This window comes from Listeria costaricensis, assembly GCF_900183385.1.
GTDB classification, from domain to species: domain Bacteria; phylum Bacillota; class Bacilli; order Lactobacillales; family Listeriaceae; genus Listeria; species Listeria costaricensis.
In genome coordinates this window covers 32,755-53,622 of the sequence record NZ_FXUT01000001.1, presented here as the reverse complement: position 1 = coordinate 53,622, position 20,868 = coordinate 32,755, and the positions used below count along the sequence as shown (strand labels likewise).

Annotated in this window: 18 protein-coding genes; 2 read left to right on the top strand and 16 right to left on the bottom strand. The window is 44.4% G+C overall.

Annotation, left to right across the window (positions count from 1 at the left end; all coding sequences use genetic code 11):
* Positions 1–16 precede the first annotated feature (16 nt).
* The 14 genes from CS921_RS00335 to pyrH all read right to left on the bottom strand — a co-directional run bounded on the left by CS921_RS00335 (position 17) and on the right by pyrH (position 16,881).
* Positions 17–295, bottom strand: coding sequence for a DUF503 domain-containing protein (locus CS921_RS00335; RefSeq protein WP_099220955.1), 279 nt, complete (start codon positions 293–295; stop codon positions 17–19).
* Positions 292–2,742, bottom strand: a complete 2,451-nt coding sequence (gene infB, locus CS921_RS00330; RefSeq protein WP_099220954.1) for a translation initiation factor IF-2 — start codon at positions 2,740–2,742, stop codon at positions 292–294. Before infB ends, CS921_RS00335 begins: the two co-directional genes overlap by 4 nt.
* 22 nt (positions 2,743–2,764) lie before the next feature.
* Positions 2,765–3,064 (bottom strand): YlxQ family RNA-binding protein, encoded by a 300-nt coding sequence (locus CS921_RS00325; RefSeq protein ID WP_099221487.1) that lies wholly within the window; start codon positions 3,062–3,064, stop codon positions 2,765–2,767.
* Positions 3,057–3,341 carry an RNase P modulator RnpM gene (rnpM, locus tag CS921_RS00320; RefSeq protein ID WP_099220953.1) on the bottom strand — a complete coding sequence of 95 codons (285 nt, stop codon included), beginning with the start codon at positions 3,339–3,341 and terminating at the stop codon, positions 3,057–3,059. Before rnpM ends, CS921_RS00325 begins: the two co-directional genes overlap by 8 nt.
* 14 nt (positions 3,342–3,355) lie before the next feature.
* A complete protein-coding gene (gene nusA, locus CS921_RS00315) occupies positions 3,356–4,522 on the bottom strand; it encodes a transcription termination factor NusA (RefSeq protein WP_099220952.1) in 1,167 nt (388 codons plus the stop codon).
* A gap of 26 nt (positions 4,523–4,548) precedes the next feature.
* On the bottom strand, positions 4,549–5,016 hold the full coding sequence (gene rimP, locus CS921_RS00310; RefSeq protein ID WP_099220951.1) for a ribosome maturation factor RimP: 468 nt from the start codon (positions 5,014–5,016) through the stop codon (positions 4,549–4,551).
* Positions 5,017–5,163: 147 nt separating this feature from the next.
* Positions 5,164–9,498 (bottom strand): PolC-type DNA polymerase III, encoded by a 4,335-nt coding sequence (locus tag CS921_RS00305; RefSeq protein ID WP_099220950.1) that lies wholly within the window; start codon positions 9,496–9,498, stop codon positions 5,164–5,166.
* Positions 9,499–9,581: 83 nt separating this feature from the next.
* Positions 9,582–11,288 (bottom strand): proline--tRNA ligase, encoded by a 1,707-nt coding sequence (locus tag CS921_RS00300; RefSeq protein ID WP_099220949.1) that lies wholly within the window; start codon positions 11,286–11,288, stop codon positions 9,582–9,584.
* Positions 11,289–11,367: 79 nt separating this feature from the next.
* Positions 11,368–12,630 (bottom strand): RIP metalloprotease RseP, encoded by a 1,263-nt coding sequence (gene rseP, locus CS921_RS00295; RefSeq protein WP_099220948.1) that lies wholly within the window; start codon positions 12,628–12,630, stop codon positions 11,368–11,370.
* A 12-nt stretch (positions 12,631–12,642) separates the two neighbouring features.
* A complete protein-coding gene (gene dxr / locus CS921_RS00290) occupies positions 12,643–13,785 on the bottom strand; it encodes a 1-deoxy-D-xylulose-5-phosphate reductoisomerase (protein ID WP_099220947.1) in 1,143 nt (380 codons plus the stop codon).
* Positions 13,786–13,799: 14 nt separating this feature from the next.
* Positions 13,800–14,588 carry a phosphatidate cytidylyltransferase gene (locus CS921_RS00285; RefSeq protein ID WP_099220946.1) on the bottom strand — a complete coding sequence of 263 codons (789 nt, stop codon included), beginning with the start codon at positions 14,586–14,588 and terminating at the stop codon, positions 13,800–13,802.
* 17 nt (positions 14,589–14,605) lie between these two features.
* Positions 14,606–15,364 carry an isoprenyl transferase gene (locus tag CS921_RS00280; RefSeq protein WP_099220945.1) on the bottom strand — a complete coding sequence of 253 codons (759 nt, stop codon included), beginning with the start codon at positions 15,362–15,364 and terminating at the stop codon, positions 14,606–14,608.
* 231 nt (positions 15,365–15,595) lie between these two features.
* The gene (frr, locus tag CS921_RS00275; protein WP_099220944.1) at positions 15,596–16,153 is read right to left on the bottom strand and encodes a ribosome recycling factor; all 558 of its coding nucleotides are present in this window, start codon (positions 16,151–16,153) and stop codon (positions 15,596–15,598) included.
* Positions 16,153–16,881: a UMP kinase gene (gene pyrH / locus CS921_RS00270; protein WP_099220943.1), complete on the bottom strand. Its 729-nt coding sequence runs from the start codon at positions 16,879–16,881 to the stop codon at positions 16,153–16,155. Before pyrH ends, frr begins: the two co-directional genes overlap by 1 nt.
* 192 nt (positions 16,882–17,073) lie before the next feature.
* On the opposite strand from pyrH, the gene CS921_RS00265 reads away from it, so the two are divergent.
* Both CS921_RS00265 and CS921_RS00260 read left to right on the top strand, forming a co-directional pair.
* Positions 17,074–18,867 (top strand): glycerophosphoryl diester phosphodiesterase membrane domain-containing protein, encoded by a 1,794-nt coding sequence (locus CS921_RS00265; RefSeq protein ID WP_099220942.1) that lies wholly within the window; start codon positions 17,074–17,076, stop codon positions 18,865–18,867.
* A 47-nt stretch (positions 18,868–18,914) separates the two neighbouring features.
* Positions 18,915–19,334 carry a VOC family protein gene (locus CS921_RS00260; RefSeq protein WP_099220941.1) on the top strand — a complete coding sequence of 140 codons (420 nt, stop codon included), beginning with the start codon at positions 18,915–18,917 and terminating at the stop codon, positions 19,332–19,334.
* Between the two features lie 59 nt (positions 19,335–19,393).
* On the opposite strand, the gene CS921_RS00255 is transcribed toward CS921_RS00260, so the two are convergent.
* Both CS921_RS00255 and tsf read right to left on the bottom strand, forming a co-directional pair.
* Positions 19,394–19,897, bottom strand: coding sequence for a DUF1877 family protein (locus tag CS921_RS00255; RefSeq protein WP_162921651.1), 504 nt, complete (start codon positions 19,895–19,897; stop codon positions 19,394–19,396).
* Positions 19,898–19,973: 76 nt separating this feature from the next.
* Entirely contained in the window at positions 19,974–20,864 is an 891-nt protein-coding gene (gene tsf / locus CS921_RS00250; RefSeq protein ID WP_099220939.1) for a translation elongation factor Ts, read from the bottom strand.
* Positions 20,865–20,868: the final 4 nt, after the last annotated feature.

The window sequence follows — 20,868 nt, the reverse complement described above, 5'->3', positions numbered from 1 at the left end:
ATTTTTTCACCTCTGATTATATGAAATCGATGGTCGCTGAGCTGCGTTCCCATTCCGGAAAAGAGTCCAAGAATGTGAAAACTGCTTGGAGCTCTTTTTCGAGATGTTTTTTATCGCCTGAAACAATGGCAAAAGTGATTTCCGTTCGCTGCCATTTATCATGGAAAGCTGTTTCTGCGATCGAAATATTGAACTTTTGCCGAGTTCGCGTTAAAATTCGCCGGGTGACAGCCCTTTTTTCTTTGAGGTTTCCTGCATCAAAAATGTGAAATTCGGAAACACAGGTCAAGATCATGCGCGTTCGATTTCTTCCATGACGAAGGCTTCAATCACATCGTCTTCTTTAATATCATTGAAATTCTCAATCGTAATCCCACATTCAAAGCCTTTTGCCACTTCTTTTGCATCGTCTTTGAAGCGTTTCAGAGAAGAAAGCTCGCCTTCAAAAACAACGATACCATCACGAATCAAACGAACACCGCTACTGCGTGTAATTTTGCCATCCGTTACATAACAGCCGGCAATTGTACCAATTTTGGATACGTTGAAAGTTTGACGAACTTGGGCTTGACCGATGATTTTTTCTTCAAATTCAGGATCAAGCATCCCTTTCATCGCAGATTCAATTTCTTCGATTGCTTTATAAATAACGCGGTGCAGACGAATATCTACGCCTTCATTTTCCGCATTTTCTCTCGATTGTGGTGTTGGACGAACGTTAAAGCCGATCACGATCGCATTGGATGCAGCAGCAAGTGTAATATCGGATTCATTGATTGCCCCTACAGCTGTATGGATAATCTTGACATTGACACCTTCCACTTCAATTTTGCGAAGTGAAGCTGCTAGCGCTTCTACAGAGCCTTGTACGTCGGCTTTGATGATAACGTTGACTTCTTTCATTTCGCCTGCTTTCATGTGTTCAAAAAGGTTGTCCAAGCTGACACGATTGGTTGCTGAACGCTGTGCCACTAGAGCTTTGGCAGCACGAGATTCACCGACGCTGCGCGCTGTTTTCTCATCGTCAAACACAACGAAACGGTCACCAGCTTGTGGGACATCATTCAAGCCTGTGATTTCAACCGGTGTACTTGGTCCGACTTTTTTCACGCGGCGGCCTAGATCATTCACCATAGCACGGACACGTCCGAATGTATGACCAACAACGATTGGATCTCCTACATGTAATGTACCATCTTGTACTAGAAGTGTTGCAACTGAACCGCGGCCCTTGTCAAGTTGCGCTTCTACAACAGTTCCAAGAGCACGACGATCTGGATTGGCTTTTAATTCTTCTACTTCTGAAACGAGCAGAATCATATCAAGCAAATTGTCCAGTCCTTCGCCAAATTTAGCGGAAATTGGTACGAAAATCGTATCGCCACCCCAATCTTCCGGAATGAGCTCATATTCAGTCAACTCTTGCATGACGCGATCCGGATTGGCTTGCGGTTTATCAATTTTATTGACTGCTACAATAATCGGCATTTTTGCCGCTTTGGCATGGTTAATCGCCTCGATGGTTTGTGGCATCACGCCATCATCCGCAGCTACTACGAGAATCGTAATATCGGTGATTTGCGCCCCACGTGCCCGCATGGCTGTGAAAGCCGCGTGCCCAGGAGTATCAAGGAAAGTGATTTTCTTTCCGTGAACATCCAGCTGATAAGCCCCGATATGCTGTGTGATACCGCCTGCTTCTCCAAGTGTTACTTTCGTGTTGCGAAGTGAGTCTAGAAGGGTTGTTTTACCATGGTCAACGTGCCCCATGATCGTCACAACTGGCGGACGTTCTGTCAGTGTATCTGGTGCAGCATGATCCTCTGTATCCGCTTCTTCAAAGTAAACATCTAGATCGGTTACGTCTACTTTCACTTCTTCTTCCACGTCAACGCCATATTCGGCACAGATCAATTCAATCGCATCTCGATCAAGTTCTTGGTTGATCGTCGCCATGACGCCAAGCATAAAGAGTTTTTTGATGATTTCTGCTGAATCACGATGTAGCTTTTTGGAGAGTTCAACGACTGATAAGGATTCAGTGAAAACGACTTTTTCTGGCAATTCTTTCGGCTTACGCGGAGTCAGGGTCACTGGCTTTTGCTGATGATTTCCCTTGCCTTTTTTCTTGTTGCGATTGCCGAAATTACCTTGGCCATAACCGCCGCGGTTGTTGGTATTGCCACGTGCGCCGCCTCGATTATTATTGTTGTTATTGTTGCGGTTTTGGCCGCTTCCGCCTGTGCGTTGATTGTTACTTTGGCCCTGACCGCCACCTGTGCGGTTCGATTGTTGCTGGCCGCTCGCTTGGCTTGTACCGCGATTTTGCTGGTTACTAGAGCTTTGCGTGCTGCGATTTGCTGCTGGCTTGTTTGAGCCTTGATTCGTACGGTTCGACTGCTGATTGTTTTGTGCAGGCTTGTTTGTGCCTCGTTTTTCATTTGAGCCGGTTCCTTTTTGAACTGGTTTTGCTGGTTTGGTTGATTTTTCGTTAGATTTATTCATATTTGGTTTATTTTGCCCCTTACTACTAGCTGGTTGTGTTTTTGGCTTTTCTTTGCTGGCAGTTTCAGGTTTATTTTGATTACCTAAAAAAGCATTATCAAGTTGACGCAATGCATTGTCGTTAATGGTCGACATATGGTTTGCTACTTCGACGCCAATGCCGGCTAATTTTTCAATGACTTGTTTACTAGACAGCTGATTCTTTTTTGCATATTCATACACACGAATTTTACTCATGTCGTACACCTCCGTTAGGATATCAACCTAGGAGTTCGATTAGTTTTTTAGCAAAACCCTGATCAAGGACAGCGAGTATTGCGCGCGACTCTTTACCGATAGCACCTCCCAGTTCAGTTCTTGTGCCACCTGTTCGCATTGTTACACCATAATATTCGCACTTGCTTCGGATTTTCTTTGCTGTTTTTTCAGAAATATCACTTGAAATAATCACAAGTTTCGCTTTTTCACTTCTGACAGCTTTCAAAACTAATTCTTCTCCGGTTGTAATTTTTCTTGCGCGGTTCGCAAGTCCTAGGAGAGAAAGAGCTTTTTCATTCACCATTTTCTTCTCCATTCGCTTTCACATAGGCGATCAATTCGTCGTAAAAGCCTTCTTGCTCTGGGATTTTTAATTGGCTGAAAAGCACATTCTTCTTTTTGGCTTTTTCGCAGGCTGCTGTATCTTTCACGATATAAAAGCCGCGGCCGGGTGCTCTCCCGCTCGGATCGATTGAAAGTAACCCATCTTTGGAATAAGCAATGCGGAGGAGCTCACCTTTTGGTAGGCGCACCCCTGTAATCATACATTTCCGCAAAGGGATTTTTTTCTTTCGCATGACTTGTTTCTCCTTCATTCTTCTTCATGTTGGATTTCTTCGACCACTACTTCTTCGGCCGCGATTTCCACTTCGTCTTCTTCTGATTTAGGAACAAAAGCGGCGCTGTCCGCAATGGCTTGTTCATCGCGTGGGAAAATGCCCATTTCGCGCGCCACCGTTTCACTCTTAATGTCGATCTTCCAGCCGGTTAATTTGGCCGCTAGACGAGCGTTCTGGCCGCGTTTACCGATGGCAAGCGACAATTGGTAGTCTGGTACGACGACTGTCGTTGCCTGTTCTTCCGGATTTACAATGACATCAAGTACTTTGGATGGGCTGAGCGCATTCGCTACAAATGTATACGGATCTTCAGACCATTCCACAATATCAATTTTTTCGCCTTTTAGTTCGTTGACAATCGTTTGGACACGGGCACCTTTTGGACCTACACATGCCCCTACTGGATCTACTTCTGGATTCGACGTGTAAACAGAAATCTTCGAACGATCGCCTGCTTCACGTGCCACAGACTTGATTTCCACGATTCCTTCATAGATTTCCGGTACTTCCATTTCAAACAGGCGTTTAAGCAGTCCTGGGTGAGTACGGGACACGAAAATTTGCGGACCTTTTGTCGTTTTTTCGACTTTTGTCAAATAGACCTTGATCCGGTCATGAGCGTGATAAGACTCATTTGGCATTTGCTCATTTTGAGAAAGAATCGCTTCGATTTTGCCCAAGTTGACATAGATGAAACGAGAATCCTGACGTTCCACGATCCCTGTCATGATATCATCTTCACGATCGATAAACTCGTCATAAATGATGCCGCGTTCCGCTTCACGCACGCGTTGTGTGACGACTTGCTTCGCTGTTTGAGCGGCAATTCGGCCAAAGTCTTTTGGCGTTACTTCCAGCTCGACGATGTCACCCACTTTGTAGACTGGATTGATTTTATGTGCTTCTTCAAGTGAAATTTCAAGACGCGAGTCAAAAACCTGATCCACGACATCTTTACGGGCTAAAACGCGCATTGAGCCATTTTCAAGATTTAAATCGACACGCACATTTTGCGCTTGGTTGAAATTGCGTTTATAAGCAGAAACAAGTGCCGCTTCAATCGCTTCAATAATCACATCGCGTGAAATTCCTTTATCGTGTTCTAATACATGCAGAGCATCGAGTAGTTCTGTGCTCATTTTGATTCACTCCTTATTCAATTTTGCTAAAATTTAATGGCAAGTCTTGCTTTTGCTACTTTGTCTTTCGGGATTTGGCAAGTGATTTTTCTGGTTTTATCCGTGATTTCGACGGAAAGCGTTGTGCCGTCATAGGCGAGCAGTGTGCCTTCCCACATTTTACGACCATCGATCGGCGCGAAACTTGTGACATGAATATACTTGCCGGTTGCATTCTCAAAGTCGGCTTCTTTTTTTAGCGGCCGTTCAGCACCTGGTGAAGACACTTCTAAAAAGTAATTCTGTGTGATCGGATCAGATTCATCCATTTTTTCGCTGACTTTCTCGCTTACAAGTGCACATTCATCGATATCAATCCCGCCTTCTTTATCGATAAAAATACGCAGGAACCAGTTTTTTCCTTCTTTTTCGAAAGCCGTATCGACAAGCTCAAAGCCGAGTTCCTCAGTAATCGGCAATACGATGGCTTCCACTTGTTCTAGAACTTTACTCATTAGAGCCTCCTTAAAAGATACGCTCTGCCAGTTAGTTGCTTGTTGCAAAACGAAAGAGTGGGCAATTGCCCACTCTTGGCTGAGTTATCGTAGTATTACTTTAATTATTCTATCACAAACTCTGAAATTAAGCAAATTAGGCGGTTTCTAGAAAAGTGACAGCTGATTTTGATCAGGCAATCCGTCAAGGCAACCTTGATCATCCATATACTGAATAATCGTCTTGGATACTTTTCCGCGCTGCTGCAGATCCTCTTTGGAGAGAAACTCGCCATCTTCGCGTGCTGCCACGATTTGCTTCGCGACGTTGGTTCCAAGGGATGGGATCGCATTAAACGGCGGAATCAGTGAATCATCTTCAATCACAAATTCATCTGCTTTTGATTTATACAGGTCGACTTTTTGGAATTTGAAGCCGCGGGCAAGCATTTCATTTGCCAGTTCCAGCACGGTCAAAAGGTTTTTTTCTTTGGTGGAAGCTTCCAGTCCTTTATCATTGATCTCTTTCATGACTGCTTTTACGGCTTCGCGACCGTTGACCATCGCCGTCAAATCGAAATCATCCGCACGAACGGAAAAGTACGTCGCATAGAAATAAAGCGGATGATGGACTTTGAAGTACGCAATCCGCACGGCCATCAGTACGTAAGCAGCCGCATGGGCTTTCGGGAACATGTACTTGATTTTTTTACAAGAATCGATGTACCAATTGGGCACCTTGTTGGCAATCATCGCTTCTTCCATTTCTTCCGTCAGACCTTTCCCTTTCCGAACAGATTCCATGATTTTAAAGGCTAGCGAACTGTCGAGACCTTGATAGATCAGGAATACCATGATATCATCCCGACAGCCAATAACATCTGGCAGCTCACAAATGTTATTTTTGATCAGTTCCTCTGCATTTCCCAGCCAAACATCCGTCCCGTGTGAAAGTCCAGAAATTTGCACCAGCTCAGAGAACGTGGTCGGTTTTGTCTGTTCCAGCATTTGACGAACAAAACGTGTCCCGAATTCTGGAATGCCGAGCGTGCCGGTTTTTGAATCAATGTCTGCTGGTTTCACACCCAGCGCCTCTGTTGAACCGAACAAACTCATGACACCTTCATCATCGGTTGGAATCGTTTTAGGATCAATTCCGCTCAAATCTTGCAGCATCCGAATCGCGGTCGGATCATCGTGTCCAAGTATATCTAATTTGAGGACATTATCATGGATCGAGTGAAAGTCAAAGTGAGTCGTTTTCCATTCAGAGTCCGTTGCATCTGCTGGAAATTGGACGGGGGTGAAATCATATACATCCATATAATCTGGAATAACAATAATCCCGCCTGGGTGCTGCCCAGTTGTCCGTTTGACACCCGTACAACCTGCCACAAGCCGATCAATTTCAGCACCGCGGATGTTCATATTCATATCGCGTTCGTAATTCCGGACATAACCAAAGGCCGTTTTTTCTGCAACGGTTCCGATGGTTCCAGCACGATAGACGTAATCTTCACCGAAAATCTCTTTTGTATAGGCATGGGCAACTGGCTGATAGTCACCGGAAAAGTTCAGATCGATATCGGGTACCTTGTCTCCTTTGAAACCTAGGAACGTTTCAAATGGAATATCCTGCCCTTCTTTTTTGAGCGGAGTCCCACAGTGCGGGCACTCTTTATCCTCGAGGTCAAAACCGGAACCAATGGAACCATCATTGAAGAACTCCGAGTGCTTACATTTTGGACACAAGTAATGTGGCGGAAGTGGGTTGACTTCGGTGATCTCTGTCATGGTCGCAACAAAAGAGGAACCGACTGATCCCCGCGAACCAACCAAGTAGCCGTCATTCAATGATTTTTTAACGAGCTTATGAGAAATGAGGTAGATCACGGCAAAACCATGTCCGATGATACTTTTCAGTTCTTTTTCAAGCCGTGCTTCCACGATTTCTGGCAATTCCTCTCCATACAGCTTGTGCGCCATTTCATAACTCATATTGCGGACTTCCTCTTCCGCCCCTTCGATCTTCGGCGTATAAAGCTCGTCCTTAATCGGCTTCAGCTCTTCTATCCAGTCAGCAACCAAATTCGCATTGGTCACCACGATCTCATGTGCTTTTTCCTTGCCAAGGAAAGAAAATTCATCGAGCATTTCATTCGTTGTCCGGAAATGCACATCTGGTAGCTCCGTCCGGTTTAGCGGATTGGCCCCACCCATTGAATGAATCAGGATCTTGCGGTAAATCTTATCATTTGGATCTTTATAATGCACGTTGCCGGTTGCCACAACTGGCTTGCCGGTTTTTTCGCCAACTTTGACGATATTTTTGATAATTTCTTCCAGCGCCTTGTTATCACGAACAAGCTCCCGTTCGATCAGCGGTGCATAGACGGGTTTGGGTTGTACTTCAATAAAATCATAAAAGCCCGCTACACGTTCTGCTTCCTGCATGCCTTTTTGCATCATCGCTTCAAAAAGTTCACCGCTGCTACAAGCTGTCCCGATGATCAGTCCCTCACGCAGTTTTTTCAGCTGAGAGCGCGGAATTCTTGGCACTCGGTAAAAATAATCAATATTTGACATGGTAATCAGTTTGAAAAGATTTTTAAGTCCATCCGCTGTTTTGGCATAGATGGTCGCGTGGAACGGCCGGGCACGCTTATAGGCATCCCCTTCCCCCATATAATCATTCAAACGGTCGTGCATGTCGATTTGATGCATTTCTTTGGCATCCTTGATGAGCTTCCAAGCAAGATAGGCTGTCGCTTCTGCATCAAAAATCGCCCGGTGATGCTGTTCTAGAATAATATTGAACTTCTTGGTCAGCGTATTCAAACGGTGATTTTTAAAGTGCGGATATAAGAACCGCGCTAGCTCGAGTGTATCAATGACCGCATTGTCGGCTTCCGGAATGCCCACCTTGCTGAATGCTGTATTGATAAAGCCCATATCAAAAGAAGCATTGTGGGCCACTAAAATGCCATCTCCTGCCCAGTCTTTAAAATTCTGCAAAACGACTTCAATCGGATCGGAGCCTTTTACCATATCATCTGTAATCCCGGTCAAATTAATTGTAGTGGCTGAAAGTGGATGACCCGGATCAATAAAGGCTTCAAATTTGTCCACGACTTCCCCATTCACCATTTTGACACCCGCCAGCTCGATGATCGTATCATAAACGGCCGACAGCCCGGTGGTTTCCACGTCGAATACCACATAGGTCGCATCTTCCAGCCCGATTGGCCGGTCATTATAGGCGATTGGAACGCCATCATCAATCAGATTGGCCTCAATTCCGTAAATAATTTTGACACCGTTCTTCTGGCCGGCTGCATAGGCTTCCGGGAAGGACTGAGCCACCGAATGGTCTGTCAGTGCGATCGCCGGATGTCCCCAATCAGCCGCCTGCTTCACCAGATCACTGATCGAATTGGTGGCATCCATTTGACTCATTTGCGTATGAAGATGCAGTTCGACCCGTTTTTCTTCAGCTGTATCTTTACGCACAACTGGTTGGATCTCATTAATATCCTGCGCCATCATGATCAAATCCCGTACAAACGTATCATTTTGAACACTGCCGCGCACTTTAACCCACATGCCTTTTTTCAGGTTTTGGAACATGGCGGCATCATCATTGTCACGCGAAAACATTTTAATAATCATGGAACTCGTGTAGTCTGTAATTTTAAATTGCAGCAAACTTCGACCGCTACGCAGCTCCCGAATCTCTGTTGCAAAAATATAGCCCTGCACGGTAATACGGCGCTCCTCGTCATAAATATCGCCTAACCGTTTCACTTCTTCATCGTCCTTGATACGATAGCCGATTTGGAAAGGTCCGTCTAAAGGTGCTGCTTGGACATCGCCGTTTGCAGCCTCCATCTGCCGTTTTTGCATGACTTGAACCGCTTGCTGTGCCTTTTCCTGATCTTCTTTCTGTTTAGCTTCTGCAAAAGCTTTGTAGGCATCGGTTTCAGAAGGATCCAAAATTTTCATTCGCATCGCTAGCCGTGGAAATCCCTTTGCCTGATAACTTTCTAAAATCGGTGTTTGGAAACTTTGCGCAATTTTTGTCTGCTCCATTTCGTTATGCACATTGATTGTTAAAAAATGCGGATCCTCTAAAACCGGTTTCTGCTCCATCAAAACTTGCCCAATCATTGGCGAGGACTTAAAAATCGGTTCAATAATCCTATTCCAGTATGCCTGCAGCAGCTCTTCCGATAAACGGGCTTCACGCGGCGAAATAATCAGTTCAGTTTGGGCAATCTCCGAAAAAGCCCGCTGCATCCCTGTTTCAATCATTTGAAAAAGTTCAGCAGGAAAAATCTGCGATGTTTCTAAATGAAATTGCCAAATCTTATTCGCTTTATCGGCAACGAGTTTTTGAATCATCGTATGTTCGGTAAAGTCGGCAAATTGTGTCATCCCACTTAGTCCGATCTGCTCGAGTAGCAGCTTAAAACGTTCTTGTTTTTCTTCATTTGAAGCGCTCAATCTCTGTCACCCCTTCCATTTGAAAAAGTACCCAGGCAAAGCAAAGGTACTTTTTCTGTTCCTATCTATTTTACACGAAAAAATCAGCTTTCGCCAAAAAGAATTGGCAGAGTATTCAAAAGCTCATCTTGCCGCACTTCAATCATTTCACCTGTTTTACGGATTTTCACTTCCACGATCTCTTCCGCCGCTTTTTTTCCAACAGTAATTCGGATTGGCAAACCAATCAGATCCGCATCGGCAAATTTGACACCGGCACGCTCGTCTCGGTCATCCATGAGTACCGAATAGCCCGCAGCTTGAAGTGATTCATATAAAGTTTCCCCGAAAGCACGCTGTTCATCATTTTTCATATTGACCGGAATCAAATGCAGATCGTACGGACTGATGCCTTTATCAAACACCAAACCGTTTTCATCACTCTTCTGCTCAGCAATCGCCGATAGAATCCGCGAAACACCGATTCCGTAGCAACCCATAATGATCGGCTGTGCACGACCGTTTTCATCAAGGAAAGTGGCATTCATGGCTTCACTGTATTTCGTACCCAGTTTGAAGATATGCCCCACTTCAATTCCTTCAGCAAATTTGATGACACCTTGGCCATCTGGCGAAAGGTCTCCCTCTTGAATCATCCGCAAGTCAAAATAATGATCGACCTGATAATCGCGCTCAGCATTCACATTCAAATAATGATAGCCGTCTTCATTCGCTCCAGTCACGGCATTCACAATATCCTGAACGGCATTATCTGCAAAAACACGCATGCCTTCTGGAATTCCGACAGGCCCGAGTGAACCAAAATTGGCGCCCATTTGTTCCGCCGCTATCGCCGGATCGGCCAATTCCACGTTGACTGCATCAAGGGCATTCTTGATTTTGATCTCATTGACTTCATGATCTCCGCGAACAAGTACCATGATAAGCTCGTCGTCCACTTGATAAAGCATCGATTTGATGGTTTTTTCAATAGGCACTTGAAGAAAATCAACAATCGCTTCAATCGTTTTTTGATCGGGCGTTTCGATTTTTTCCAACTCGTTCGGATGCTCGAGTGAATTTTTTTGCATGTAAAGCACCGGAGCCATTTCAACATTGGCGGCATAATCGGAAGCATCACTATACGCAATGGTATCTTCTCCAATATCCGACAGCACCATAAATTCTCTGGTTTCTTTCCCACCGATCGAACAACTGTCTGCTACAACAGAACGGAAATCCAGTCCGCACCGAGTGAAAATATTGCTATATGCCTGATGCATAAGTTGGTAGACTTCATCCAGGCTTTCTTTTGTCGCATGGAAAGAATAGGCATCCTTCATAATAAACTCACGACCACGAAGCAAGCCAAAACGCGGACGCTTCTCATCGCGGAATTTCGTTTGAATCTGATACATGGTCAGTGGCAGACGTTTATAGGATTTGATTTCGTCGCGAACAAGCGATGTGATTACTTCCTCGTGAGTTGGTCCAAGCGCAAAGTCACGCGCACTGCGATCTTGAAGCCGCATTAATTCAGGGCCATAATCAGCCCATCTTCCAGATTCCTGCCATAATTCAGCTGGCTGCAAGGCTGGTAAAAGCACTTCTGCCGCTCCAATGGCATCCATTTCCTCCCGAACGATCTGTTCAATATGCTGCAGTGTACGTTTGGCAAGTGGCAAATAACTATAGACACCACTCGCTGTCTGCCGAATAAATCCTGCGCGAAGTAAAAGCTGGTGACTTCTCACTTCTGCATCTGCAGGTACTTCTTTCAATGTTGGAATAAAGGTCATTGACTGACGCATCTAAAAACACTCCCTAATTTTTTTTAAACTCCATTTCCCCTAAAAACGGACGGTAGTGACTACCGTCCGACTGTTCCTGTTAGAAAAAGGCTCGTTGAATATCGTTCCAGGTCACTAAGATCATCAGAACCATCAACAGCGCAAAACCAATGAAATGAATAATCCCTTCTTTTTTCGGATCGACTGGTTTGCCGCGAACCAGCTCATAGCCGAAGAACATCAAACGTCCCCCGTCCAGCGCCGGAAGTGGTAGCAAGTTGACGATACCCAAGTTGATACTTAATACGGCTGTCCAGTTCAACAAAGTAAGGAAGCCGTAGCTGACAACCTGTTCGGTACTCGTATAAATCCCGACCGGGCCAGCCAGCATGTCCAGTGAAAATCCGCCCGTAATCATGTTCCCCAAAATAGTGAACATCTGGACAATCCAGAACCACGTCTGTGTAAATCCATAGGTAATTTTCGTCAAGAAGGAATCCGTTGTTGGTTGGGCAACACCGATTTTCCCGACTTTCTCGCCGTCTTGCTTTTCCGTATCTGGTTTTACTTGAATATCTTGCGTTTTGCCGTCTCGATCAATTTTAAAGTCCAACGTTTTGCCCGGACTTGCCGAAACGGTATTCACGATGTCCGTCCAAGAATCCATGCTCTTGCCATCAATCGACAGTACTTTGTCCCCTTCTTTCAGACCGGCTGCCTGTGCAGGACTGTCATCCATCACTTTCCCGATCTGACTATCATCAATTGGCACACTACCCTGCGCAAAGGCTAAAACAGTAAAGATAAGAATTGCCAAGACAAAGTTAAACAGCGGTCCTGCAAAAATCGTCATTGCCCGCTTGCCCAGCGATTTGGCACCGAATGAACGATCATAAGGCGTGATCAGCGTTTCGATTTTGCCATCAATGACCATACAGTCTCTCGCTACTTCATAACGCACTTTCTTTGTTTCATCATAATCTTCAAAGCCCTCAATATAGAGCTCCTTTTCAAGATCCGCCTCTGCAACTTCGATCGGTTGCGCATTGACATATTGATCCTTGCCGTTTACGATGATTTTTTTGACTTTTTCATCCGGCGAAAGTTCCAGACCAACCCGGAAACCCGGTTTGAGTGAAATTTCCTCGCCATCCTCTCCTGCCATACGGACAAAACCGCCGATTGGCAAAAGACGAATCGTATATTGAGTTTCTTTCTTGCGGTAAGCGAAAATCTTTGGTCCAAACCCAATCGAAAAATCTTTCACAAGAATGCCGGATTTCTTCGCAAAAAGAAAGTGCCCGAATTCGTGGAAAAAGACAATCAAACCAAAGACAAAAACAAACGCGATAATCGTTGTCAAATAGATTCACCTCTATAAAAGTGTTTTTACATATGCTCTCGTTGTTTTGTCAACCTCTAAAATTGTATCAAGCGACGGCGCTTCGATCACATCATGTCGGTTCAGGGCATTTTCAACCAGCGCTTCAATATTATGAAAGGCCACTTGTCCATTCAAAAAGCCCGCCACCGCGATCTCATTCGCTGCATTTAAAACGGTCGGCATTGTGCCCCCTATTTTACCAGCGTTGTAAGCTAATTTCAATGCCTTGAATCGCTCAAAATCAATTTTTTCAAAATGAAGCGCGCCGTAACGCGTGATATCAAACGGTTCATTAAAATGAAGTGGCAAGCGATCCGGATACGTCAAAGCATATTGGATAGGGATACGCATATCTGGCATGCCAAGTTGTGCAATGACACTGCCGTCCACATAGGCAACCATCGAATGCACCACACTTTCCCGGTGCAACACGACTTCAATATCTTCATAGGGCATTCCGTACAACCAGTGCGCCTCAATGACCTCTAGCCCCTTGTTGAACATCGTCGCCGAATCAATCGTCAGCTTGTTGCCCATGTTCCAGTTAGGATGTGAAAGCGCCTCGGCCACTGTGACATTTTTCAATTCTTCCCGCGTCTTATCACGGAAGCTACCGCCACTCGCTGTAATAATCAACTTGTCGACCTCTGAACGCTTCTCCCCGTTGAGCGCTTGGAAAATAGCTGAATGCTCACTGTCAACTGGAAGAATATCCACCTGATACTTCTTCGCTTCAGCCATGACGAGGTGTCCGGCTGTCACGAGTGTTTCTTTATTGGCAAGCGCAATCGTTTTACCCGCCCGAATCGCATCAAGCGTAGGCAGCAATCCTACACTGCCAGTCACGGCATTTAAAACCAGCTCGCCATTTTCTGTTTGGGCAATTTCCCGAAGCCCGTCTAAGCCATGGAAAATTTGGATTTCTGGAAATTCGTCACGCAACTTTTCAGCATCCCGTCTGCTCAGAACGCTGACTCTTTTCGGTTTGAATTCCCGTATAATTTTTTCACCGAGCTGGATATTCCGACCGAAAGACAGGGCAGCAATCTCGAAATGTTCCCCATGTTCTCGAACAACTTCAAGCGTTTGTGTTCCAATTGAGCCGGTCGCGCCTAGCAAAATAATTTTTTTCATTTTCACATCTCCATCTAGATAATTTGAAGTATATGTAATAATGGCAGCACGAAAAGTAAGCTGTCAAAACGATCTAGAATACCGCCATGACCGGGTAAGATCTTTCCGGAATCTTTTACGCCATAGAACCGCTTCAATGCTGACTCTACCAAATCGCCCAGCTGGCCAAAAATCGATAAAATAATCAGTGCAAAGAAAATAAGTGCCAAGTTGCCGGGTAGATCTGCGAAATAGTAGAAACCGCCTGCAATCACAAGTGCACAAACGATCCCACCGATAAATCCTTCAACCGTCTTGTTCGGGCTGACATGCGGCGCGAGTTTATGCTTGCCAATGGCACGTCCGATAAAATAGGCCCCCGTATCTGTCGACCAAACGATCAATAAGGCGAAGATGACAAACGCCAGTCCAGCATTCCGCGTATCCGCCAGATAATGAAAACCTAGTCCCACATAAATCGAGGAAAGCACGGCAATCCCCGCCTGATCAAAGTGAAACTTGTTCCGTGAAAAAACCGTATAGGCAAGTAGCAGTGCCACGCCAACAAAAATGAGCTCCATTTTGTTCAGCCCAAAGTCCGTCAAAAAGTCCAGATAGCGATCCGGCACCACAATCAGCCAAGTCAACAGTACCGTCACGATCCCATTGACTGAAAAAATCGGCTGCTTGGTCATTTGTAAAATTTCGTAAAGCGCAATCGTTGCGAGTAAAATACTCATTAATTCAAACGGAATACCGCCGTAAATCACAAACGGCAGGAAAACGATGAGTGCGACGATTGCTGTTATTATCCTTGTTTTCACCTAAAAGTCCTCCCCTGTTATAAGCCCCCGAAGCGGCGCGACCGGTTTTGATAGTCAATCATTGCCAGTAGAAAATCCTCTTCTGAAAAATCCGGCCAGTGCGTATCTGTAAAATAGAATTCACTGTACGCCAGCTGCCACAGCATAAAATTACTCAGCCGCAGCTCACCACTTGTCCGAATCAAAAGATCGGGGTCACCTAGTCCAGCACTCATCAAATGCTGATCAATATCTTGTTCTGTAATTTCGTCAGCCTTTTTTCCGGCTGCTTCAAGAGCACGAATCGCTTCTCTTGTTGCCGACAGGATTTCCGCCCGTCCGCCATAATTCAGCGCAAAATTGAGAACAAGACCCGTACAATGTGCCGTGTCTGCAATTGCTTTTTCCACAGATCGCAGTGTATGCGGGGGCAAATTATCACGATAGCCCATCACATTCACTCGCACATTTTCCTCAATCAATTCCGGCACAAATGTATCAAAAAACTCCACCGGAAGCTTCATCAAAAAGTCCACTTCATCCGTCGGGCGCTTCCAGTTTTCTGTTGAAAATGCATACAACGTTAGTACCTGGATGCCAAGCGAGCTTGCATAACGGGTGATTTTTTTCACCACATTCATGCCCTCTTTATGCCCAGCAATACGCGGTAAGAAACGCTTTTTCGCCCATCGGCCATTGCCGTCCATAATCACGGCCACATGCTTTGGAAGCGGGATTTCCGGTGAGAGTTCACCATTTATCAGATTTTCATCTTGTCCAAATAACTTTTTAAACATCATAAATCCTCCAATAGAAATGCGTCTTCCCTGCACATATCTAAATTTATAATAACAAAAAATCTTTTATTAATGTACTAAAAGTTTCATGTGGAAGATGAAATTTTCATGAGAAAAACTGCTTCATCTTGTACGGGGCTTCTGTATAGAAATACAAAAAGCATCCCTCTCCCTTTATAAAGAGAAATAAAAGGAATGCTTTTTCAACTAAAAGTACACCTATTGGAAAATCTAGACTTCCATAATTTCCGCTTCTTTACTTTTGGCAATTTGGTCGATTTCCTTGATGCTGTCATCAGTTAATTTTTGGACATCTTCTCCGTAAGAACGAAGATCGTCTTCTGTGATGTCCCCTGCTTTTTCCAGTTTTTTCAGTTCATCGTTGGCATCACGACGAACGTTGCGGATGGCTACTTTTGCTTCTTCCGCTTCTTTTTTCACTTCTTTTACAAGTTCTTTCCGACGTTCTTCTGTAAGTGCTGGAATCGCCAAACGAATCACAGAACCGTCATTATTTGGTGAAAGGCCTAAATCCGCCTTGAAAATGGCTTTTTCAATATCTTCTAAGATGGTTTTATCGAATGGTGTGATCATAAGTAGACGTGCTTCTGGTACAGTAATCGAAGCAAGTTGATTGATAGGCGTTGGTGCACCGTAGTAATCCACCGTCACTCGATCGAGCAGTGAGGCATTCGCACGGCCCGCACGAATCGTACCTAACTCGCGACTAAGCGCTTGTTCCGCTTTTTGCATTTTTTCTTTTGATTTTTGTAAGACTTCTTTACTCATTATTTGTTCCCCCTAACTGTCGTTCCAATTTTTTCGCCAAGAATGACGCGTTTGATATTATTTTCTTGTTCTTCAAAGCTAAAGACGATAAGCGGAATATCGTTATCCATACTTAACGAGGAAGCTGTTGAATCCATGACTTGAAGGCCTTCCTTAATGACGTCTAGATAAGATAGTTCATCATATTTAACGGCTGTTTCATCAATTTTTGGATCGGCATTATAAACGCCATCCACATTGTTTTTAGCCATCAAGATGACATCTGCTTCAATTTCTGCCGCCCGAAGTGCTGCTGTCGTATCTGTCGAGAAATACGGATTCCCTGTACCGCCGGCAAAAATGACTACGCGCCCCTTTTCAAGATGACGAATGGCTTTGCGTCGAATGTAAGGCTCTGCGATTTGGCGCATATCAATCGACGTTTGCACACGCGTTGCTACACCAATGTTTTCTAATGCATCCTGCAAAGAAAGAGAATTCATGACGGTTGCAAGCATGCCCATATAATCGGCTGCCGCCCGATCCATTCCCATTTCACTGCCAAGTTTGCCACGCCAGATATTACCGCCGCCAACTACCACGGCCACCTCAACGCCAAGTTCTACCACTTCTTTGATTTGCCGGGAGATTGAATTGACAACGCTCGGATTAATACCGAAACCATCATTTCCCGCTAATGCTTCACCACTTAATTTAAGGACTACTCGTTTATATTCTGGGGTATCCATAATAACCTCCAATATTGATTCTTTTTCGTGATAAAAGAAACGAAATCTTTATCCACCATTTTCTATTCTACTAGAAAAGCGCTAATTAAAAAAGCTTTTTTATGCAAAAAGGAAAATTTCTGGCCGCTCAGCTTTTAGATAGTGCTAAAAGGGTATATAATCAAAAGAGCATTTTAAAAGGAGCACGTTTCTATGAAAAACGCCAAGATCGGCTGGCCACTCAGCCAAAGCTTTTTTTACACACGTTATTTTTTGCGTGATTATTTAAAAATCATTCTGTTCATCCAAGGATTGTTTCTGCTCGTCTGTCTGCCAACCTTGACGTTTTTGTTCCGCTACACACTGCGGTTTGCCGGCCTTTCAAGTCTCACGAACAGCAACTTTTGGCAGATTCTCAAGGAGCCGCTCAGCGTTTTATTTTTACTGCTCACCCTTCTATTTCTACTCATCATCATTTACATCGAATACACGACCATTTTTTTCCTGACCTATCATCACCAAATGCAGCTTTTTTTCACTTGGAAATCTTTCGTGCGCCAGCTCATACATAAAGCCAAATACCTCTTTAGTTTCCAGCTGCTTCTTTTTCTCCTCTATTTTATTCTGATCATTCCGCTCGCCGGACACCTTCTCAGCAATAACATCAGTGACAATATCCAGCTGCCGAATTTCATCACAGAAGAACTTTTGAAAAGTACCCGGGGACAGCTTCTCTATTATGGCGTACTCGCGGTTATTTTTATTTTAAATCTGTTCTTTCTTTTAACAATGCCGATTTTTGTCAACCGGGAAGAACGAACGATTTTTCAAGCGATGGCCGAAAGCTTCCGGGTGATGCGTCGTCAATTTTTCCGGGCGCTGCTAAGTATTGCCTTATTAACGTTTCTCCTGTCACTCTGCACGCTAATAGCCACTTTTATCTGCCTGCTACCCACAGTCATTGCTGATACTTTTTTTCAAAGCAGCGCACCATTTGTAGCCGGACTCAGCTTGACGGTGGCTGAAGGTGTATTATTTGCTTTTATCGGGCTTTCAACGGTCTTATTCGCCCAGCTGGTGACAGCAATTTGGCTACAAGGAAGCGGTATAGAGATCCCGGAACGACCCAAGCACAAACGCATTTCTCAGAAAAAATTTCGCAAAACTGTAGTCACGATTGCTACACTGGGCTTTGTTTTTTTCGCGGGCGCCAATATTCTTTATATGTATGAAGTCACGTATACGCCTCATACGCAAATTATTGCCCATCGTGGGTATGTCGCAAAAGGTGTGGAAAATACCATTCCCGCCCTTGTAGCTGCCAAGCCCTATCACCCAGCATATATTGAAATGGACGTCCAACAGACCAAGGATAAGCAATTCGTCGTCATGCATGATTTTAATCTGCGTCGACTAGCTGGAATCAATAAAAATGTATCTGATATGACCTTGGCGGAATTAACACAGCTTACTGTTTCAGCTGACGGCCACTCTGCCAAAATCCCTTCACTGGATGCCTATATCGAAGTAGCAAAAGAAAATCAGCTGCGTCTCTTGATTGAGATCAAACCGCACGGCAAAGAGTCCCCCGATATGTTGGACCGTTTTGTCGAGGTGCTAAAAAAACATCATGTTGAAAACGATTATATGGTGCAGTCTCTCGACAAAAATGTCGTAAATGGTCTGATTGCTAAAAAGGTCCCCTTTAAAGTTGGCTATATTGTACCCTTTAATATCGGCGATCTAGTCGATACACAGGCAAATTTCCTTGTGATCGAAGAATTCTCCTATAGTGACCGCTTACTCGAGCAGGCTCATCAAAAAGGCATGGACCTATTTGTCTGGACGCCCAACACAGAAGAGACGATCAGCCGCTATATGCGGGCAGATGTAGATGCCATTATCACAGACAGACTACAAACTGCCGAACAGGTCTCCACGCATTTAGCGGGGAATTACAGCTTTACTGAGCGGCTCGGCGATATGCTCACGGATATGTTCGACTAAAAACGGGTATGAATATAACTCATTCATTCTTTTAAGGAGGAAAAAAGATGGCTATAACGGTTCCCTATTTATTGTTTGATGGCGAGGCAAACGAAGCGCTTTCCTTTTACAAAGAAGCATTCGGCGCCACAGAAGCTCAAATACAACGTTTCCAAGACTCGGAAGATTTTTCGGGTGATGCGGCAGAAGGCAAGCGGCTAATTCATGGACGTCTGGCCAAAAATGGCGAGGAAATTTTATATTTCTCAGATACACCTCTAGATAGCAGTGAGCCTCTCTCAGCTGGAAATCAGGTGAGTATTGCATTCAAATTTGCTACTGAAGCCGAACTACGCGCAGCCTTTGAAAAGCTGAAAATTGGCGGTCAGGTGCATATGGAACTGCAAGAAACTTTTTGGGGTGCACTTTATGCAAGCCTTGCGGACAAATATGGCATCATCTGGCAATTGAACTGGTATAAAGACTAGCCAAAAAAACAGGATTTGCGCGCGCGAGCTAAACGGCCTTGCAAATCCTGTTTTTGTATTTAAAAAGCCACGGTAAATAGGACCGACCGCTTTTTTTGTGCAGCTTTTTGATAAAATGCTGGCAGTCGCTCTGCCCAATCGATTAAATACTGCTGGTTGTCTTCACTTTTCTGCATTGAATAGTCTTCGGAAGGAATCTTCCCATAAAATTGCCGAATCTGATCTTCCATTCGAAATCCACTCAGATATTCAGCAATCTCGGCTGTTAACTGCACGTTTTTGAATGTAATCACGGCATCCGCTTCTTCTTCCGCGCCGAGTAAAAATTCGCCGCCAAAAACAGTGCATATAGCCGGAGACAGTGTCTCTTCTTCCCACACGCCCTCACCCAGAACAAAATGAAGCCCTTCCCACGCTTTAGCCAGTTCCAAGCAACGTTCTTTATTGCCAAAATACGTTTCTTCTATTTCTTCTGTTATAAATGCCCATCTTTCTTCAATCGGAAGCTTCTCTATTTCCTGCACCTCTTGTCGATCTAGTGCAAATAATACAGCCAATCTCATATCGCTATCTCCTTCCATAAAAAAAAACGACCGTCCTCTGTAAAAACAGAGAAACAGTCGTTTTAACGCTTAAAGATTATTGATCTTTTTTCACTTGGCTCATAACTTCTTCAACAAAGTTGTCTTCTTTCTTTTCAAGACCTTCGCCAACTTCAAAACGGACAAATGAAGCTACTGTTGCGCCGTTTTGTTTTGCATATTCCCCAACAGTGATATCTGGATTTTTAACGAACGATTGGTCAAGAAGGGAAATTTCGCTCAACCATTTCGACAAGCGGCCTTCTACCATTTTTTCAACGATTTTTGCTGGTTTGCCTTCGTTTAGCGCTTGTTGTGTCAATACTTCTTTTTCATGTGCGATTTCTTCTGGATTCACATCTTCACGAGAGATGTATTTAGGATTGATCGCTGCGATATGCATCGCGATATCTTTAGCCACCGCTGCATCTGTTGTGCCTTCAAGAAGAGTGACAACACCGATACGGCCGTTCATGTGGATGTATTCACCAAAAGCACAGTTGTCGCCTTTTTCAGTAATGTCGAAACGACGAAGTGAAATGTTTTCACCGATTTTTGTAATCGCTTCTGTAATGTAATCTTGTACAGTTACGCCGCTTTCGATTTCCGTTTTAAGCGCATCTTCAAGACTTGCTGGACGAACGGCAAGCAAATGCTGTGCTAATTTTTCAACAAGCGCTTGGAAGTTGTCATTTTTTGCTACGAAGTCAGTTTCTGCATTCACTTCAAGCACAACCGCATGTTTGTCATTGCTGACTACATGTGTCATACCTTCAGAAGCAATACGGTCTGCTTTTTTCGCAGCTTTTGCAATTCCTTTTTCACGAAGAAGGTCTACCGCTTTTTCCATGTCGCCTTCTGTTTCAACAAGCGCACGTTTGCAGTCCATCATACCAGCGCCAGTTTTTTCACGTAATTCTTTTACCATTTGAGCTGTAATATTTGCCATTTAT

Excerpts from the sequence above, each read along its gene's own strand:
- dxr (WP_099220947.1), bottom strand. The coding sequence starts at position 13,785 with ATGAAAAAAATTATTTTGCTAGGCGCGACCGGCTCAATTGGAACACAA.
- nusA (WP_099220952.1), bottom strand. The coding sequence starts at position 4,522 with ATGAGCACAGAACTACTCGATGCTCTGCATGTATTAGAACACGATAAA.
- CS921_RS00335 (WP_099220955.1), bottom strand. The coding sequence starts at position 295 with ATGATCTTGACCTGTGTTTCCGAATTTCACATTTTTGATGCAGGAAAC.
- CS921_RS00265 (WP_099220942.1), top strand. The coding sequence starts at position 17,074 with ATGAAAAACGCCAAGATCGGCTGGCCACTCAGCCAAAGCTTTTTTTAC.
- CS921_RS00255 (WP_162921651.1), bottom strand. The coding sequence starts at position 19,897 with ATGAGATTGGCTGTATTATTTGCACTAGATCGACAAGAGGTGCAGGAA.
- pyrH (WP_099220943.1), bottom strand. The coding sequence starts at position 16,881 with ATGGATACCCCAGAATATAAACGAGTAGTCCTTAAATTAAGTGGTGAA.
- frr (WP_099220944.1), bottom strand. The coding sequence starts at position 16,153 with ATGAGTAAAGAAGTCTTACAAAAATCAAAAGAAAAAATGCAAAAAGCG.
- rnpM (WP_099220953.1), bottom strand. The coding sequence starts at position 3,341 with ATGCGAAAGAAAAAAATCCCTTTGCGGAAATGTATGATTACAGGGGTG.
- infB (WP_099220954.1), bottom strand. The coding sequence starts at position 2,742 with ATGAGTAAAATTCGTGTGTATGAATATGCAAAAAAGAATCAGCTGTCT.
- CS921_RS00260 (WP_099220941.1), top strand. The coding sequence starts at position 18,915 with ATGGCTATAACGGTTCCCTATTTATTGTTTGATGGCGAGGCAAACGAA.
- rimP (WP_099220951.1), bottom strand. The coding sequence starts at position 5,016 with ATGAGTAAAGTTCTAGAACAAGTGGAAGCCATCGTATTGCCGATTACT.
- CS921_RS00300 (WP_099220949.1), bottom strand. The coding sequence starts at position 11,288 with ATGCGTCAGTCAATGACCTTTATTCCAACATTGAAAGAAGTACCTGCA.
- tsf (WP_099220939.1), bottom strand. The coding sequence starts at position 20,864 with ATGGCAAATATTACAGCTCAAATGGTAAAAGAATTACGTGAAAAAACT.
- CS921_RS00280 (WP_099220945.1), bottom strand. The coding sequence starts at position 15,364 with ATGTTTAAAAAGTTATTTGGACAAGATGAAAATCTGATAAATGGTGAA.